Here is an 18,220-nt window from a genome sequence, read left to right on the forward strand (position 1 = left end):
TGCCAGTTGTGGATAGCTCGAATTAGGCCGCTATCCTGCTGGGATTGACGTATACAAATAATAACGTGTATGATAGAAAAAATAGGGTAATACTTTTATTATAATGAACGTTGATGGGGAAGATTGGCAGGAATACCTTCAGAGAGCAGAACCGCTGCGCTGAGAGGTTCTGTAGGATATGAACTGCGATTTGTCGCCCCGGAGTTGCTGGATGAGCGGAGTGTATTTTCTTCGTAAGTACCGGCCGGCTGCAGCCGTTATCTGTTTAAAGTTGTCGAGCCAGCTGCGTCATGCACGGTTCGGAACAAAGGTGGTACCGCGGAAGCTAAACCTTTCGTCCTTTGAATTAAGGGCGAGAGGTTTATTTTTTTTCGTTAATTAGGCGTATTAGAATCCTTAAATGGATTAGAAATACAGTGGAGGTAGGATAAGCTGATGACACAAAAACAAGCAACGACTGAAATGCCGACAACGTACGATCCGAAGACGGCAGAAGCGAAATGGTATCCTTATTGGATGGAAGGCAAGTTTTTTGAAGCGGGCAAGCGCCCTTCGGCAGAGCCGTATACAATCGTGATTCCGCCGCCAAACGTAACAGGCATGCTTCATATCGGTCATGCGCTCGATTTTACGCTGCAGGATATTCTGATTCGTACGAAAAGGATGCAGGGCTATGATGCGCTATGGCTTCCGGGCAGTGACCATGCCGGTATCGCTACTCAAACGAAAGTAGAACAGAAGCTGCGCGAGGAAGGTCAATCTCGTTATGACCTTGGTCGCGAGAAGTTTCTCGAGAAGGTATGGGATTGGAAGGCGCTTTATAACGAAACCATTCGCGAGCAATGGGCCAAAATGGGATTCTCTCTCGATTATTCGCGCGAGCGTTTCACACTGGACGAAGGTTTGTCGCAGGCGGTACGTGAAGTATTCGTTCGCCTCTACGAGAAGGGCCTTATTTACCGCGGTAAGAAAATCATTAACTGGGATCCGGCTGCCCGTACGGCGCTATCGGATATCGAGGTTGAGCATAAAGAAGTAAACGGTCATCTGTACCACCTGCAATACCCATTGAAGAACGGTTCCGGCTTCATTACGGTTGCTACAACGCGTCCGGAGACGATGCTTGGCGATACAGCGGTTGCGGTACATCCGGAGGATGAGCGCTATAAGCACCTGATCGGTGAAATGATTGTTCTGCCGATTATCGGCAGAGAAATTCCGATCATTGCGGATGAATACGTTGAGAAAGAGTTTGGTTCCGGCGCGGTTAAGATTACGCCGGCTCACGATCCGAATGACTTTGAAGTAGGTCTGCGTCACGACCTGCCGCAAATCGTTGTGATGGATGAGAGCGGTACGATGAATGCCGAAGCAGGTCCTTATAATGGAATGGACCGTGCAGATTGCCGCAAGAAGATCGTGGCCGATATGCAGGAGAGTGGCGTTTGCATCAAAATCGAAGATCACGTGCACCAAGTCGGACACAGCGAGCGCAGCGGCGCCGTAGTGGAGCCTTACTTGTCGACACAATGGTTTGTTGACATGAAGCCGCTAGCGGAAGCTGCGATTAACGCGCAGCAGTCCGGTAAAGGCGTAAACTTCGTTCCGGATCGCTTCGAGAAAATTTACCTGCAATGGATCGAGAACGTACGCGACTGGTGTATTTCCCGCCAGCTGTGGTGGGGTCACCGCATTCCGGCTTGGTACTGCGACTCCTGCGGCGCCATGCATGTTGCCCGTGAAGATCAAAGCGCATGCTCCGCTTGCGGAAACGAATCGCTTCGTCAAGACGAGGACGTACTCGATACGTGGTTCAGCTCAGCGTTATGGCCATTCTCGACGTTAGGCTGGCCGGAGGAAACGAATGATCTGAAACGTTTCTACCCAACAGACGTACTGGTTACTGGCTATGACATTATCTACTTCTGGGTTGCTCGTATGATCTTTACCGCGCTTGAGTTTACAGACGAAATTCCGTTTAAAGACGTATTGATGCACGGCCTTGTTCGCGATGAGAACGGGAAGAAGATGTCGAAGTCCCTTGGTAATGGCGTTGATCCTCTTGATGTCATTGAGAAATACGGCGCGGATGCGATGCGTTATATGATTTCGACCAGCAGCACGCCGGGACAGGATTTGCGTTTCCGCTGGGAACGTGTTGAGCAAGCGCGTAACTTCGCGAACAAGATCTGGAACGCGTCCCGTTTTGCGCTTATGAACCTAGAAGGCGTAACAGCCGCGGATATTGATATTAACGTGAAGCTTGGCACAGCAGACCGCTGGATTCTGCACCGTCTGAATGCAGCAGTTGCTGATGTTACTCGCTTGATTGACAGCTATGATTTCGGCGAAACCGGCCGTGTCCTCTATAACTTCATTTGGGATGATCTCTGCGACTGGTACATTGAGTTCGCGAAGCTGAACCTGAATGGTCAAGATGCACATGCCAAACGCGCGACGCAATCGGTGCTTGCTTACGTGCTTGATCGCACGCAGCGCCTGATTCATCCGTTCATGCCGTTTATCAGCGAGGAAATATGGCAACACTTGCCGCATGAAGGCGAGACCATTACACTTGCGCAGTGGCCGGTATACGATAAAGCGCTTGAAGCGCCTGAGGCAGTTGCCGAGATGGAGCTGCTTATGGATATGATCCGTGCGGTTCGGAATATCCGTGCCGAGGTTAATGTCCCTATGAGCAAGAAGGTCGAGCTTCAAATCAAACCGTCCAGTGAGAGCGAAGCGGCGATCCTGGCCCGTAATGAAGAGTTCATTATTCGTTTCTGCGGCACGTCGAAGCTAACCATTAGCCTAGAACTGGCTGCACCGGATAAAGCAATGACGGCGATCGTGACCGGAGCCCAAATGTATCTGCCGCTGGCAGGCCTAATTGATATCGAGCAAGAAATTGCCCGTCTTGAGAAAGAAATTGCTCACTTGACTAATGAAGTGGAGCGGGTAGAGAAGAAGCTCGGCAATGAAGGTTTCGTTGCGAAAGCTCCTGCTAAGGTGATCGAGGAAGAGCGTGCCAAAATGGCTGATTATGCGGAAAAACGTGATATGGTGAAAGCGCGGATTGCCGAGCTCAGAGGCTAATTCGGACCGCCGGGAAGAAGGAATAGAACGATGACAGAACAACAGAAGATTACTACTGAGTCGGATACGGCGGCATCGGCATCACTCAGCAGCTATGAAGAAGCAAGAAACTGGATCGAAGGACTCGTTGCCTTCGGTATCCGCCCAGGTATGGAGAGAATCGAGAAGCTGATGGAGCTTTCGGGTCATCCGGAGCGTCGACTCAAATTTATTCATGTCGCCGGGACGAACGGCAAAGGCTCTGTCTGCGCCTATTTAACAAGCGTCCTGATTCGCTGCGGGTATGATGTGGGGACGTTCACGTCCCCTTATATCACGAAATTCACGAATCGCTTCCAGTACAATGGAACAGATATTCCGGAAGAAACACTGTTGCTGCTCGCCAACAGGCTGAAGCCTTTGGTTGAAGAGATCGCAGCGACAGAGCTCGGTTCGCCATCGATGTTTGAAGTCTCGACCGCACTGGCGATTCTGTACTACGGAACCGTATCCTATCCGGACTTTGTCGTGTGGGAGACGGGTCTTGGCGGCCGCTTGGACGTGACGAACATCGTAACTCCGCTAGTTTCGGTTATTACAAATGTCGGTCATGACCATATGGACATACTCGGCGATACGATTGAGGCTGTGACAAGAGAGAAGGCCGGCATTATTAAAGCCGGAGTTCCAGTCGTTAGTGCAGTCAGCCAGCCGGAAGCAGCAGCGATCATTACGGACACGGCTAAAGCGAAGAACAGCTCTCTCTATATGCTTGGAGATAGGTTCACGATTGAGCCGCTTCATGTGGAGGAGAATGAACAAACCTTCCGTTTTGAAGGCATGTTCCGTTCGATTGAGCCGCTTACGATTACGCTGAACGGTGTACATCAGCAGTCGAATGCCGCTGTTGCGGTCATGACGCTTGAAGTAATGAGACAATACTACGCGCTCATGCTGGAAGATGAAGATCTAAGAGAAGGGCTTCGCACAGCCGCATGGCCCGGACGGCTTGAAATGATCGGTACATCGCCGCGGCTTCTAATCGATGGTGCACATAATCCGGAAGGTGCGCAAATGCTTGCGGAATCTCTTAAAAGTACGTACCGGTATGATAAACTTCACCTTATGATGGGTATGCTCGCGAACAAGAATCATCGTGACACATTGCGGCATATACTACCTCTAGTGGATACGCTTGTCGTGACCGAGCCGGATTTTCGCAAAGCATTGCCGGCGCAAGAGCTGGCAGCGCTTGTTCAGGAATTACGGGAGACAATCGGCCGTTCCTTCGAACTCATCATCGAACCGAATTGGAAGCTTGCACTTGAGCGGCTGCAATCGCTCTCGAATGCGGATGATTTGGCAGTCGTTACAGGAACACTCTATCTGATTGCCGATGTCCGCTCCCAATTGCTCTATAATAAGGATTCTGAAAAAGGTTGGTGAACCGTCTTTGAATACGGCAGAACACGTACATTTCATCGGAATTGGCGGTTACGGCATGAGCGCAATCGCGCGCGTTATGCTGGAGATGGGCTATAAAGTGACCGGCTCTGATGTTGCTCGGCAAGAACTTACAGAGAAGCTTGCTGCCAATGGAGCCCGCATTTACATCGGTCATGAGCCGGAGCATGTCAAAGGAGCGGATCTGGTCGTTTATTCGACGGCGCTGTCTCGCGACAATGTGGAACGCAGAGCGGCTGAAGAGCTGAACATTCCGATTTTGCACCGCGCTCAGATGCTTGCAAGATTGATGAATAACGGCAAAGGCGTTGCAGTTGCTGGGGCACATGGCAAAACGACGACATCTTCTATGATCGCGCTGGTCATGGAGAACTGCAAACTCGATCCCACGTACATCATCGGGGGCGAGATCGTCAATGTCGGCACAAATGCTAAAGCAGGCAAAGGCGAGTATGTCGTGGCGGAAGCAGATGAGAGTGACGGGTCGTTCTTGCAGTACCATCCCACAATCGCAATCGTAACGAACATTGAACCGGATCATCTCGAAAACTATGACGGTGATTTCAATAAATTGAAAGCGGCTTACGTGCAGTTTCTAAGCCAAGTGAAGGATGGCGGAAGCGCAATTGTATGCGCGGACGACACGAACATGCAAGTGATGCTCCCAGAGCTGATCGCTGGCCCGCTAGGCATTGAAGGTGTGCTGACGTACGGCATCGACCATGAGGCAATCTACCGCGCTCAGAATATCACCCTGGGCGATCGCAAAGCATCCTTCGATATGACACGTCATGGCGAACTGCTCGGTCGAATCGAGCTGTCTGTTCCGGGGCGTCATAATGTTTACAATGCGATGGCTACAGTCATTACTTGTCTGGAAGCCGGTGTTTCTTTCGAAGCTATTGCGGAGGCTATTGTTGATTTCCGCGGGGCGAAACGCAGATTCCAAGTGCTAGGCGAAGTGAATGACATTCTGGTCATTGACGATTACGCGCATCATCCGACGGAGATTGAGGCTACAATCAGTGCAGCCAAGTCAACCGGCAAACGAATTATCGCTGTTTTTCAGCCGCAGCGTTACACGAGAACCTTCTTCTTGCTTGATCAGTTCAGCCGTGCTTTCACGGAGGCGGATGAGGTGCTGATCACGGACATTTATTCTCCGGCCGGGGAGCAGCAGATCGAAGGCGTAAACTCGAAGAAACTCGTAGAGCTTATCATTAAGAATAGCAATGCCAACACAACCTACTATCCTACGAAGGATGAAGTGCTGGCTGTTCTGACTGAGCAAGTGCAGCCGGGTGATCTCGTGATTACGATGGGTGCAGGCGATATTTGGAAGGTAGCGGATTCGCTTGCGAAGACGCTGCGGGCCAGAGCATAATAGAAATGCAGAACCCCCACTTGAATGAAAGTGGGGGTTCTTTATGTGCGGGTTTGTTTACGATCTATGTTAAAACGACGACCGCCCCTCCTATTCTTCAGCATCTTTTCCTTGCAGCTTCTTTAAATAATCGTCTAATTGATCGAATCTCTCTTCCCATGTACGGCGAAAGGAACTTAACCAATCGTCGAGCTCCCGGAGAGGTTTCGTCCCGAGCTTATAGATCCGCTTGTTGGCGACGGGTTGAACCTCGACGAGGCCGGCATCCAAGAGGACGCGCAAATGCTTGGACACTTGCGGCTGATGTAGGCCAAGACGTTCGGCAATTTCACCAACTGTTTGCGGTCCGTCACGCAAGAGCTCGACGATACGTAACCGATTAGGCTCGGCAAGAGCACTCATAGTGGAATTCATAAACTGAATATACCTTAAGAGGAATATACCGGTCAAGGAATGCAAACCATCTGAAATTGTGCCTTGGCGAGAGGGGGTCATATTCCTCTTAACTTTTTCATAGACTCTTACTAGAGTATGTGGACAAGGAGAGAATGCGATGAGTGCAAAAGGACGCATTACGTACCGATTCGATCGGCAGAGCGGAGCACGAGAAGAACAGAAACCGGAACAGAAGCAGGAATTGAGGAATTCCGCGAATGTCATCCCTTTCTTCCAAGAGGAAATGAAATTCACGTCCGAAATAGGATCATGGAACAGCCCTTTTCAAAATGATGCTCATGCCTTAGAGCAGCTTATTCGCGATGCAGACGGTCAGAAAACACGGAAGCCGACCCCGAACGAGCCGGTAAGGGCGATGAAGAATGATAATCCATTATATGATGCTGCGCAGGAGCAGCTGCCACCGCATATCGAACAGTCAGAAGCGATTCTGCTTGGCGATGAATATGAGGAGCCGCGGAAACGGGTCCAAGCAAATCCGAATGTGATTGATATGTATCCGATTCTAGGTGAGGAAGTGGAAGAGTCCGAACGTCGACGGAGTGAGCTGCAAACGCATGCCCGCACCTCGTTCGGCTCCTATATGGGCGGCTCGAATCAAAGGCCAACCAAGGGGCCGTCATGGTTTAAAGTGTTTGCTTCTGTAACAGGGGCGATCGCGACAGGCGCGCTGTTCGGATACTTTGTGTTGGCGTTGTTCACGGGGAACGGTTCGTTTGGATCGGATAGCTCCGTCAATCAGCCGGGTGCTTCCGTAAGCGGGGCCATTACTGACGGGGCAGGAACAACCGATAATCCAAGCGGCAGCCCTGCATCAGGCGGCAAGGTCAATGAATCATCCTCTTCAGGTGCTGCGAATAGCAGCGGCGCAGTCGATGACGGAAATGGCTCAACAGCAGCACAGTCGATGATCAAAGTAAACATTCCGGAGAGTTCCTATTATATGCTTCAATACGGTGTATTCAGCAACAAAGAAGGACTGAATGCCGCGGTGGATGAGCTTGCCGCTAAAGGGTTGGCAGCTGCGCCTCTTACAACTCAAGAGGACTATCGGGTCTACGTAGGAATGTCGCCTGATCGTGACGAAGCGCAAATGCTTGGACATTTACTGACGAATATGGACGTATATGTCAAGCAAATCGATCTTCCTGCGGTGAGCAGCATCGCTTTCAAAGGCGAGGCTTCTGCAGTGGAAGGTTTCTTCGAGCAAACGAGCGAGCTGATCGCAAGCTTAGATCGCCTTACGGTAGAACGGCTAAGCGGCACAACGAACGAAGCGGGAGACTGGAAAGAGCTGCACCAGCAGTGGATCAATTCGGCTAATGCGCTTGCAGCGGGATTAACCGATAAAGTAAACAAGTCGTCGCTTCAGAAATTGACACAATTGATTAACTCGGCTGCTGTGGCTGCTGAGGAATATACGAAGAAACCATCGGATGCTTACCTATGGGATATGCAGGCTTCTTTGATGAAAGCTGTGTTTGCGGAGAAAGCCTGGTTTGAATCGATGGATGCATTGTAAAGCGTTCCCGTGGCGCGTATAATAAAGTATACGTGTCAAAATATGGCGAGGGACGTTGGAAGATGAAGAAAAACTTCTGGGTTTTGCTGCTTTTCATACTGATTGGACTGCTCACGGGCGCACTTGTCTCCCGCTGGTTGTCTCAGGTGCCGGGACTGGCTTTCCTAACCAAAACGTCACCTGTCGTATGGTCACCGGCTGCGGATTTACTCGTTCTGAGCTATTCGTTTACGCTGCGGATTGAGATTAGTCTCCTAAGCATTATTGGACTGATCGCCGCAATATGGATCTACCGCAAGCTATAGGGAACCGACACAATGCGTTAAGGAGCGCTGCATCCATGAGAGTACCCCTTCCTACAAGTTCATCGCACGTTCGCCGGCTTGTGCTGGCTTCATCATCTCCTCGCCGGCGGGAATTGGTCGCAGCTCTTGACCTTTCCTTGCCGGTTCTCATTTTGTCAAGCGATACCGATGAAAGTACCCCAACACATTGGCTGCCGGCTCAAATTGTCGAGCAGCTTGGCCTGCGTAAAGCACGTGCATCTGCAGAGATGCTGCAAGATGAAGATGCTTCCCATTCACTCGTAATCGGCGCGGATACCATCGTCGTACTGGATGGACAAGTTCTGGGTAAGCCAGTGGACGAGCATGATGCGATCCGTATGCTGACCGAGCTGCAGGGCAAGGAGCATGAAGTTTATACAGGAATTGCTCTTGTTGAAACGTCTTCAGGAAGAGAGCTGGTTCATCATCGCGTGACGCGGGTAATGATGAAATCTATGAATAATGATCAAATCAAACGTTATGTCGCATCCGGCGAGCCCATGGACAAGGCCGGCAGTTATGGTATACAGGGACTTGGCGCAACACTTGTTGACCGCATCGACGGCTGCTATTTTAACGTGGTAGGACTTTCTCTATCTCTGCTGTCGGACATGCTGGCTGAATTTCAGATCGAGGTTATTTGACCGAGCATAGCAGACCACGGGAGGCAGGGAACAGAAGATGGAATCGCAACGAGAACCCTACGTACTGAAGGATATTCCAACCACGGAGAGGCCAAGAGAGCGGATGATGACCGCTGGGGCTGAAGCATTGAGCCATGCAGAGCTGCTCGCGATCTTAATACGTACCGGCACCAAGCGGGAATCCGCTGTCCTGCTCGCATCCCGTATCCTCGGTCAATGCGGCAGTCTGCGCGGACTTGTTGATATGAGTGTTGCCGAGATGACCAAGATTCGCGGAATCGGCCCAGCGAAGGCCGTTCAGCTGCGGGCGGGCATCGAGCTTGGCCGCCGCATTGCCAGAAGCCAGCACGGAGAGCTGCCGACCATTCGAAAGCCTGCAGATGCGGCAAGCCTCCTAATGGAGGAGCTTCGCTATCTGAAACAGGAACATTTCATCTGTTTGTTTTTAAATACCAAGAATCAGGTTATTTTAAAAGAAACGTTGTCGATCGGAACACTGAATGCGACACTGGTGCATCCGCGGGAAGTATTTCGGGCCGCGATTAAATGCAGCAGTGCCGCTCTCATTTGTATACATAACCATCCTAGCGGCGATCCCACGCCAAGCTCGGAAGACATAGCGCTGACACAGCGCCTCATAGAAGCCGGAGAGCTTGTCGGAATTGATGTACTCGATCATTTGGTAATAGGTGACAATCGCTTTATAAGTTTGAAGGAGCAAGGTCACATGTAATATAATAAGAAGTATTGTCTTAAGAAAGAAAGGAAGATTAAACATGTTTGGTGGATTCACAAAAGATTTAGGTATTGACCTTGGTACAGCGAATACGCTGGTATATGTGAAAGGCAAAGGCATCGTAGTAAGAGAGCCTTCCGTAGTTGCTATACGTACAGATACGAAAACAATTGAAGCTGTAGGTGAACATGCCAAGAAGATGATTGGCCGTACACCCGGCAATATTCGCGCGATTCGTCCGATGAAGGACGGCGTTATTGCGGACTTTGAAACAACTTCAACGATGATTAAATATTTCATCCGACAAGCACAGAAGCAGCGTTCCCTGTTTCCTCGTCATCCGAACGTCATGGTGTGTGTACCGTCAGGCATTACAGCGGTAGAACAACGTGCGGTTAAAGACGCGACGGTTCAAGCAGGCGCCCGCGAAGCGTTCACGATCGAAGAGCCGTTCGCAGCAGCTATTGGTGCTGATCTTCCGGTATGGGAGCCGACCGGCAGTATGGTCGTTGATATCGGCGGCGGTACGACAGAGGTAGCCGTTATTTCGCTCGGCGGTATCGTAACCAGCCGTTCGATCCGTATCGCAGGTGACGAGATGGACGAAGCCATTATGCAATACATTAAGCGTATGTACAATTTAATGATCGGTGAGCGTACAGCGGAGCAACTCAAAATGGAGATCGGCTCTGCACTGTCCTTGGACCGTCAGGAAACGATTGAAATTCGCGGCCGTGACCTCGTGTCCGGTTTGCCTAAGACATTGCCGATCTCGTCGGAGGAAATTTGCGATGCGCTGTCCGATACGGTTAATGCCATTGTCGATGCAGTTAAGGTTACGCTTGAGAAATGTCCGCCGGAATTGTCTGCGGATATTATGGACCGCGGCATCGTACTGACAGGCGGCGGCGCGCTGCTGAAGAACCTGGACAAGCTGCTTTCCCGCGAAACGGGTATGCCTGTCATCGTGGCAGAGAATCCGCTGGATTGTGTTGCAATCGGTACCGGCCGCGCGCTGGACAATATTGAGCTGTTCAAAACACGTGGAGGCCCGGTTTCTCGTTCCAAGCGATAAGATCCGGAAGCTTCTTGGGGAAAACGGATACGCGACGCTGATTGGTTTGAACGAGCCTTCGGGTCGTTAGGCAATCAGCGCAAAATGGGCGGGTGAAGAGAAGTTGTTTAATTGGATGCGTAATAAGCGGATGTTTGTATTAATGATCGTGTTTATCTTATTCGTTGCTGTCATGGGCTTCTCCATCGGCGATCGGAAGAAGCTGACATGGCCGGAAAACTTCTCGCTCGATTCCACGGCATTCGTGCAGGAATGGCTGTACCGACCAGCCGGTTATGTGGCTGAGCTGTTCAAGGATCTATCCAACCTGCACGCGATTTACAAGGAGAACGAGGAGCTCCGCATTGCAGCCGCTGCCTATGCAAGAGACAGCATTAAGTACAATTTTGTTGAAGCCAAGAACAAAGAGCTGCAGGAAATGCTGAACTTTACGGAGCGCCAGAAGCAGCTGTATAACTATAAATATTTGATCGCCCAGGTAGTTGCCGTTGGCAACGATCCTTACTCGGAAACGATCCGCATTAATTTGGGCTCCAAAGACGGCATCAAGATAAACATGGTTGTCGTTACGGACAAGGGTCTTGTCGGCCTTGTCAACCGCGTAGATCCGTTCTTCTCCTCGGTAATGCCGATTACGAAGTTAAGTGAGACTTCACCGGATACGAAGGCCATCGCCGCTACGGTGCTTGGCAAAGAGAAAGATTCTTTCGGGATTGTGGATAACTATCATTCGGACACAGGCAAGTTGTCGATGTCCAAAATATCCGAGCATGATCCGCTTACTAAAGGCGATACCATCATTACTTCCGGCCAAGGCAATGTATTCCCGCGAGGGATGGTTATCGGTACGGTCGATTCCAGCCAAGTCGGTGACTTCGGTTTGACTTACACGGCAACCATTACGCCGGCAGCGGATTTTGACCATTTGACGGAAGTATTTGTCGTACAATTGCCAGAGACTGGAGAGAACGCAGAATGAGTATGCAGCGTATCGTTGCCGTCATTCTGCTGTTCTTCCTTGTCGAAGGTACATGGTTCTACTGGCTGCTGCCTGATAGCATGGTCGGACGGATCATTCCTCATTTCACGCTAGCGTTTGTACTCTTTGCCGGTATGTATCGAGGCAGACATACGGCGCTTATCCTTGGATTGGCGTTTGGACTCCTGCAGGATTTAGCCTTCTATGGTCGGATTCTCGGGGTTCACTCATTCTCTATGGGACTGGTTGGTTACATGACCGGTTTTCTTCTGGAGCGCAAAAGAAGCACCTTGCTGATGGCGCTGCTCATGATCTGCATGTCCACACTTGCCTACGATACCATTGTCTATTTCATCTATCGTGTGTTCCGATTGACGGATCAGACGTTTGAATGGGCAGTTTCCCATCACATCGTTCCGAGCGTTTTTCTTCAAATCCTATTTGCGTTAGTGATTTATGTGCCCGCAAGGCGATGGTTTGAACGAACCGGCAGCAATGCCAAGTCGGAAGAAGAAGAAGAATAGCGAAAGTCAGGCAGGAAAATACGCATCCGTGAAAGAATCGTATAGAGAAGGGGTGAAGACGAGCGTGGCCGAGAAGCAGCATATAACGATCAAAGGCGTCAAGGACGGGTTGATTTTCCTTCTTGACGACACATGTGATTTTTCCGCATTGCTGGATGAGCTGCAATTTAAATTGGAAAAGTCGCACCAACAGCTGCTGACAGGTCCCATTGTTCACGTTCAAGTGAAGCTCGGCACCCGGCAAGTGAATGAGGAAGACAAGGAACAAATTCGAACAGCCATTCGGAATCAGGGCAATTTGCTTGTGCAGTCCATTGAAAGTGAACCTAAGCCGGAGCCGATTGTAGAAGACGGAAACAATTTAAAGGTATTGACGGGAATAATTCGATCAGGCCAGACACTTGAGCATGACGGGAACCTGCTGTTGATGGGGGATTTGAACCCGGGCGGCTCTCTTCTTTGCACGGGTGATATTTATGTGCTTGGCGCTCTTCGAGGCTTGGCGCATGCCGGCTGCAAAGGGAAAGAAGATTCGATTATCGCGGCATCGCTCTTAAGGCCGACACAGCTTCGGATCAGTGAAGTAATCAGTCGACCGCCGGATGAATGGATGACCGGTGATGCAACGATGGAATTTGCGTACTTAAGCGAAGGCGTCATGAAAATCGACAAAATGACACAGCTGCAGCGGCTGCGAAAGCTGCCGGTCGTGTTTAGAGCCTAGCTGTCGCAGCGATAGCGGGGAAATTATTTTGCAGCAGGTCTGTATAGAAGCAGTACCAATGGCTGGAGCGGGGAGAGTTGAGTCATGGGAGAAGCGATCGTAATCACATCGGGTAAAGGCGGCGTTGGCAAGACGACGACCTCAGCTAATATTGGAACGGCGCTTGCATTATTGGGGAAAAAGGTTTGCATGGTCGACACCGACATCGGCCTGCGCAATTTAGATGTCGTCATGGGGCTGGAGAACCGGATTATTTATGACTTGATCGATGTAGCGGAAGGACGCTGCCGTCTGAATCAAGCACTTGTGAAGGATAAACGGTTCGAGGAGCTCTATATGCTTCCGGCTGCCCAGACGAAGGATAAATCAGATGTGACACCGGAACAAGTTCGCGATATGATTCTAGAACTGAAGAAAGACTTTGATTTTGTCATCATCGATTGCCCTGCGGGCATCGAGCAAGGCTTCCGTAACGCAGTGGCAGGTGCTGACCGTGCTATCGTTGTGACTACCCCGGAGAATGCGGCTGTTCGCGATGCTGACCGTGTTATTGGTTTGCTGGAGCAGATTCATGTGCCTGCAAGACTGGTCATCAACCGCATTCGTGCTAACATGGTACGCAGCGGAGAGATGCTCGACATCGATGAAATCTGCCAGGTGCTCGCTATCGATTTGCTGGGTATCGTACCGGACGACGAGAAGGTTATTCGCTCGGCGAATGCTGGCGAACCTACCGTGATGGATCCTTCCTCGCGTGCCGCGATTGCTTACCGGAATATTTCGCGCCGCATGCTAGGCGATATGGTACCGCTGATGCCGCTTGAAGAAAAATCAGGCGTCATTAAACGGTTCCGCAAGTTTCTTGGAATAGGATGATTGCTAGGTGCTGAACAAACTGAAGAAGGTTGACCTTGGCATGCTGATCATTCTGCTTGCATTCATGGTAGTCAGTACGATGCTGGTACATAGCGCGACTTACGGGAATCCTGATTACGCTAATTACGACGTGAAAACGGTCATATTTTACGGTTTGGGATTTTTCGTAGCGTTGGTAGCCACTTTGTTCGATTACCGGGTGTTACTCAAAGCATGGATGTTTCTTTACGGCCTGGGGATTGTATTGCTTGTCGTAGTTTACTTCACTGCCGTTGAAATTAACGGTGCCAAGAGCTGGTTCGAGCTGCCCGGCGGGCTCCAGTTTCAGCCTGCTGAGATGGTGAAGATCATTCTGATCATAACCGTCGCCTACCTCATGGGCAGAAGGAATGGCGATGCGCTTCGGGTCCGTCAGGACTTGCTCGTCATTGCGTTCTTTTCTTTTGTCCCCTTCGCTCTTGTCATGATTCAACCGGATCTGGGTAATGCCATCATCTATCTCGTTATCGTCCTTGGCATGCTGTGGATCGGGAATGTTAAATATACGCATGTTCTGCTTGGTCTGGGCATTACAGTAGGTTCGCTTATTCTATTCATGTTTCTGTTCAACACGTATAACAAGCAAATCCACGACTATTTGCAAGATCATCAGAAGACGCACTGGTACGAACGCATTAACGGATTCATAAATCCCGAAACAGCCTCCGAGAAAGAAGTCTACCAAGCCCAGAAGGCGAAGATAGCGATCGGCTCAGGGGGATTAACGGGCGATGGTTATATGAAAGGCGAGTCGAAGAACCGCAAGTTTATTCCTTATCCGTATTCGGATGCGATCTTTGTCGTTATCGGTGAGGAATTCGGGTTTCAAGGAGCCGCCGTCGTGCTTATGCTCTATTTCTTATTGATCTACCGCATGATTATCATTGCATTTCAGTGTTATGACTTGAAGGGCTCCTTCATCGTAATCGGTATTGTCTCGATGTACGTCTTTCAAGTCTTCCAGAACATTGGCATGATGATCGGGCTTATGCCGATAACGGGGATTACGCTGCCATTCATCAGCTATGGCGGTACCTCATTGCTGCTCAATATGCTTTGTATCGGTCTTGTATTCAGCGTCAAGGCGCATCAAGAGAAATACGAAATGGCCACTTAGCCGTCCAAGCAATCCGCTTGGCGGCTTTTTGCTGTTTACAGAGGTGTTACAACATAACTAGTCCCACATGCTCATATATATTAGCGATTAGAGATGGAGGGATTAGTATGGATACGAGAAAAAGTATCCGCGAGCGCAGACAAGAGCGTATCCGCCGGATCATGGAACATAACAACAATACACTTCCGCTAAAGCAGGCCATGCAGCAGCCTCAAGCTCAATTGTTACCTTTGCCATCCCCAACTGAAATGCCCAATCCCTCAGCGAAGACAGCTAACTCTCCACGTACTCAGCGTGATATGGAAGATGACCCGGAGCGTTTGTGGAAAGCGAATCCGAATCCGTGGGAAAGCGCGGGTTGGCGGATTGCGCCACTGCCAAGCAAAGATGTGAAGGCGAGTAAGCAAGGCGGGCCGGAATCGCCGCCACCGCGTGATTATCGATTCATCGTCAGAGGACTGTTCATCCAAACCGCGATTGCCGGTGCTTTATTCATCATTGTATTTGCTCTCTTCAAGCTGGATGTGCCTGCTGCCAAACAAGGTCAGCAAGTGGTAACGTCCGCGCTAACGGATGAAATGAACTTCGATGCTGCTGCGAAATTGTACAAGGATTGGTTTGCCGGTGCACCGTCCTTCATTCCCTTGTTCGGCGACCATCGCGGTGAGGAGTCCGAACTAGCTGAAGGCGCTGTTGATCTCCCGATCGTGTCTCCCCTTCAGTCCGGGACCGTGGTCAGAACGTTTGCGGAAACACTAAGCGGGATCGAACTGGCCGGTGAGCCAGGTCAAGAGATCGTTGCAGCGGAGACGGGCCGGGTGCTCGTCGTATCCAATGATGATGAATTGGGTGAAACGGTTGTTGTGCAGCATGCCAACGACCGAGTATCGATCTACGGTCATCTGGGCTTGGTGCGGGTAGCCGTGAACGATTGGATTGAAGCTGGGAAAACGATAGGTAAGCTGCCGGTAGCGGAGGAAGGCCAGCAAAGCCTGTTGTATTTCGCTGTTAAGGATAAAGGCCAGTACGTCGACCCGGCGGACGTCGTACCGATTGATTAAACTTGCCGGTATCCGCTGGTCCGTTCATCCGCTCTTCGTGCTGGTCATGCTCGCCTCCGTTGTGACCGGTTATTTTGTTGAACTGCTGACTTTATTCGCGATTGTTCTGGTTCACGAGCTCGGTCACGTCATGATGGCAAAAGGATTCGGCTGGAGAATACGAGAAGTGAAGCTGCTGCCGTTTGGAGGCGTAGCGGAGGTCGAAGAGGGCAGCGGCGTACCGGCTAAAGAAGAAGCCATCGTCGCAATTGCCGGGCCGCTCCAAAATGTATGGATGGCTGCCGTTGCCTGGCTATTAGGCCAGCTCGGGATATGGAGCCATGAATGGGCGGACTATGTGTGGCAAGCTAACGTCATGATTGGATTATTTAATTTGCTGCCGATTCTGCCGCTGGATGGCGGGAAGCTGATGCAAGCGGCGCTTAGCCGCGCGCTTACTTTCTATGGGACGCTTGTCTGGGGTGGACGAATCAGCTTGCTCTTTAGCGTCTTGATGCTGCTTTATGCCTTTGTCCCAGCCCTGGTGGAGAGAAATGCCGTCCATATTCATATGAATTTGTTCGCGGTCGGGTTGTTTCTGCTGCTTACAAATTGGACAGCCTATCGGAATATCCCCTATTTGTTTCTGCGGTTCTTAACGACAAGAGCGATGGCATCGTCGCGAATAGTGGCCAAAGGGGTATGGGCGCTGCCCATTATTATTCCGAAGGGATATACGGTTCAAAGCACATTACAGCTGTTCAAACGGGACAGCTATCATCTAATCGTCATTATGGAAGAAAAAGGAGATGTCCTCGGTGTAGTGCCGGAGCAGCGAATTGTGAACGGATTTCTTGCCGACGGGAAGGCTGACCGTGCAGTCTTGGAGCTTTTCATGTAATATAAGTATCAGTGAAGACCGACTGGACAGGAGGTCGCAAGATGAGAAGAATGCTGGTACACAAGCAGAAGGATTGGCTGCAAATTGCCGTAGTGGACAATAACCGTCTATACGAATTTTATATGGAAAAAAACGAAGACGCCGGTCAATTAGTGGGCAGCGTCTACAAAGGCAAGGTCATTAATGTGCTTCCCGGCATGCAGGCCGCTTTCGTTGATATTGGGCTGACGAAGAACGCATTTCTGTATATTGACGATGTGCTGCACCCGCACCTGGAAAGGCAGAGTAAGGAAAAGCCGCAAATTAATCAATTGCTTACAGCCGGACAAGAGCTGATTGTTCAAGTGATGAAGGAGCCGCTCGGCGGTAAAGGAGCCCGTGTCACGACGCATTATTCGCTGCCTGGCAGATTTCTGGTTTATATGCCTGCTGCCGATTACATAGGCGTCTCTAAGAAAGTAATTGGTGAAGCGGAGCGTGCCCGAATGCGCGGCATCGGCGAGCAGATCCGATTGCCCGGCGAGGGCGTCATTATGCGCACCGCAGCGATCGGCGAGTGCAGTGATTCGCTTCAGCATGATGTGCAGTTCTTGCGGGAGCTGTGGCAAGGCATCGAAGCGCGAGGCAAGTCATCATCCGCGCCGGCACTGCTCCATCGCGAAGCGGATCTAGTTCATCGACTGGTGCGTGATCTGCTCACTGTGGAGATGGACGAGCTGTGGATCGATGATCGTACAGCCTATCTCCAAACCGAGGCGCTTATGAAGCAAATGGCACCGGCCATGCTGCCAAGGCTGAGGCATTTTGAGAAGCAGGGTCAAGCAGGGCTGTTTCAACATTACCGCATCAATGAGCAGCTGCATGAAGCGTTCGAACGGCGTGTTCGCTTAGGCTGCGGCGGGGATTTGGTCTGGGATCAAACGGAAGCACTGACGGTAATCGACGTAAACACCGGTAAATTCGTTGGAACGAGCAATTTGGAAGACACCGTATTCCGCACGAATCTGGAAGCGGCGGAGCAGATTGCCCGCTTGCTGCGGATCCGCGATGTCGGCGGCATCATCATCGTGGATTTTATCGACATGGAGAAAGAAGAGCATCGGGACGAAGTGATGCAGCTGCTTGAGCGGCTTGTTCGCGCAGATCGAACCAAATGCCAGGTTGTCGGCTGGACAAGGCTTGGTTTGCTCGAAATTACGCGCAAGAAGGTCCGGGAGCAAACAACATCGCCAATCCTATAGATGACCTAATCTTCATCTCTTCATCTTCGCAGCAGTCATAATTCGTACATGTGAATGATTTAATAAAAAGTAATTGCCATTGGGCATTTGGATGTGC

General features: G+C 50.6%; 17 protein-coding genes. 16 read left to right on the plus strand and 1 reads right to left on the minus strand.

Going from position 1 to position 18,220, the window contains the following annotated elements; all coding sequences use genetic code 11:
* Positions 1-435: 435 nt before the first annotated feature.
* From AC0YNS_RS06505 to murC, 3 genes are read left to right on the plus strand one after another with little or no spacing between them, the layout of a single operon-like run.
* Positions 436-3,096, plus strand: a complete 2,661-nt coding sequence (locus AC0YNS_RS06505; RefSeq protein WP_475780225.1) for a valine--tRNA ligase — start codon at positions 436-438, stop codon at positions 3,094-3,096.
* 30 nt (positions 3,097-3,126) lie between these two features.
* Positions 3,127-4,521, plus strand: coding sequence for a bifunctional folylpolyglutamate synthase/dihydrofolate synthase (locus tag AC0YNS_RS06510; RefSeq protein WP_475780226.1), 1,395 nt, complete (start codon positions 3,127-3,129; stop codon positions 4,519-4,521).
* A gap of 7 nt (positions 4,522-4,528) precedes the next feature.
* Positions 4,529-5,923 (plus strand): UDP-N-acetylmuramate--L-alanine ligase, encoded by a 1,395-nt coding sequence (murC, locus tag AC0YNS_RS06515; protein ID WP_475780227.1) that lies wholly within the window; start codon positions 4,529-4,531, stop codon positions 5,921-5,923.
* 90 nt (positions 5,924-6,013) lie between these two features.
* Here the strand turns inward: murC and AC0YNS_RS06520 are convergent, their stop codons facing one another.
* Entirely contained in the window at positions 6,014-6,337 is a 324-nt protein-coding gene (locus AC0YNS_RS06520; protein WP_475780228.1) for an ArsR/SmtB family transcription factor, read from the minus strand.
* Positions 6,338-6,476: 139 nt separating this feature from the next.
* On the opposite strand from AC0YNS_RS06520, the gene AC0YNS_RS06525 reads away from it, so the two are divergent.
* The 13 genes from AC0YNS_RS06525 (at position 6,477) to AC0YNS_RS06585 (ending at position 18,123) form a co-directional block, all read left to right on the plus strand.
* Entirely contained in the window at positions 6,477-7,901 is a 1,425-nt protein-coding gene (locus AC0YNS_RS06525) for an SPOR domain-containing protein (RefSeq protein ID WP_475780229.1), read from the plus strand.
* A gap of 62 nt (positions 7,902-7,963) precedes the next feature.
* The gene (locus tag AC0YNS_RS06530; protein ID WP_090983051.1) at positions 7,964-8,206 is read left to right on the plus strand and encodes a DUF4321 domain-containing protein; all 243 of its coding nucleotides are present in this window, start codon (positions 7,964-7,966) and stop codon (positions 8,204-8,206) included.
* Positions 8,207-8,241: 35 nt separating this feature from the next.
* Positions 8,242-8,871, plus strand: coding sequence for a Maf family protein (locus tag AC0YNS_RS06535; RefSeq protein ID WP_475780230.1), 630 nt, complete (start codon positions 8,242-8,244; stop codon positions 8,869-8,871).
* Positions 8,872-8,908: 37 nt separating this feature from the next.
* On the plus strand, positions 8,909-9,604 hold the full coding sequence (gene radC / locus AC0YNS_RS06540; RefSeq protein ID WP_475780231.1) for a RadC family protein: 696 nt from the start codon (positions 8,909-8,911) through the stop codon (positions 9,602-9,604).
* 43 nt (positions 9,605-9,647) lie between these two features.
* The gene (locus tag AC0YNS_RS06545; RefSeq protein ID WP_090983057.1) at positions 9,648-10,682 is read left to right on the plus strand and encodes a rod shape-determining protein; all 1,035 of its coding nucleotides are present in this window, start codon (positions 9,648-9,650) and stop codon (positions 10,680-10,682) included.
* Positions 10,683-10,785: 103 nt separating this feature from the next.
* Complete coding sequence (mreC, locus tag AC0YNS_RS06550; protein WP_475780232.1) at positions 10,786-11,661, plus strand: rod shape-determining protein MreC; 876 nt, start codon at positions 10,786-10,788, stop codon at positions 11,659-11,661.
* A complete protein-coding gene (gene mreD / locus AC0YNS_RS06555) occupies positions 11,658-12,185 on the plus strand; it encodes a rod shape-determining protein MreD (protein ID WP_475780233.1) in 528 nt (175 codons plus the stop codon). Before mreC ends, mreD begins: the two co-directional genes overlap by 4 nt.
* A 64-nt stretch (positions 12,186-12,249) precedes the next feature.
* On the plus strand, positions 12,250-12,909 hold the full coding sequence (locus AC0YNS_RS06560) for a septum site-determining protein MinC (RefSeq protein WP_475780991.1): 660 nt from the start codon (positions 12,250-12,252) through the stop codon (positions 12,907-12,909).
* Between the two features lie 84 nt (positions 12,910-12,993).
* Positions 12,994-13,785 (plus strand): septum site-determining protein MinD, encoded by a 792-nt coding sequence (gene minD / locus AC0YNS_RS06565; RefSeq protein WP_090983065.1) that lies wholly within the window; start codon positions 12,994-12,996, stop codon positions 13,783-13,785.
* Between the two features lie 7 nt (positions 13,786-13,792).
* A complete protein-coding gene (locus tag AC0YNS_RS06570) occupies positions 13,793-14,941 on the plus strand; it encodes an FtsW/RodA/SpoVE family cell cycle protein (RefSeq protein WP_475780234.1) in 1,149 nt (382 codons plus the stop codon).
* A gap of 107 nt (positions 14,942-15,048) precedes the next feature.
* A complete protein-coding gene (locus AC0YNS_RS06575) occupies positions 15,049-16,002 on the plus strand; it encodes a peptidoglycan DD-metalloendopeptidase family protein (protein WP_475780235.1) in 954 nt (317 codons plus the stop codon).
* A complete protein-coding gene (locus AC0YNS_RS06580; protein ID WP_475780236.1) occupies positions 15,995-16,882 on the plus strand; it encodes a M50 family metallopeptidase in 888 nt (295 codons plus the stop codon). Before AC0YNS_RS06575 ends, AC0YNS_RS06580 begins: the two co-directional genes overlap by 8 nt.
* A gap of 41 nt (positions 16,883-16,923) precedes the next feature.
* The gene (locus AC0YNS_RS06585) at positions 16,924-18,123 is read left to right on the plus strand and encodes an Rne/Rng family ribonuclease (RefSeq protein ID WP_475780237.1); all 1,200 of its coding nucleotides are present in this window, start codon (positions 16,924-16,926) and stop codon (positions 18,121-18,123) included.
* The last annotated feature ends 97 nt before the right edge of the window (positions 18,124-18,220 follow it).

The sequence above is a fragment of the Paenibacillus sp. J22FR21 genome, assembly GCF_056269135.1.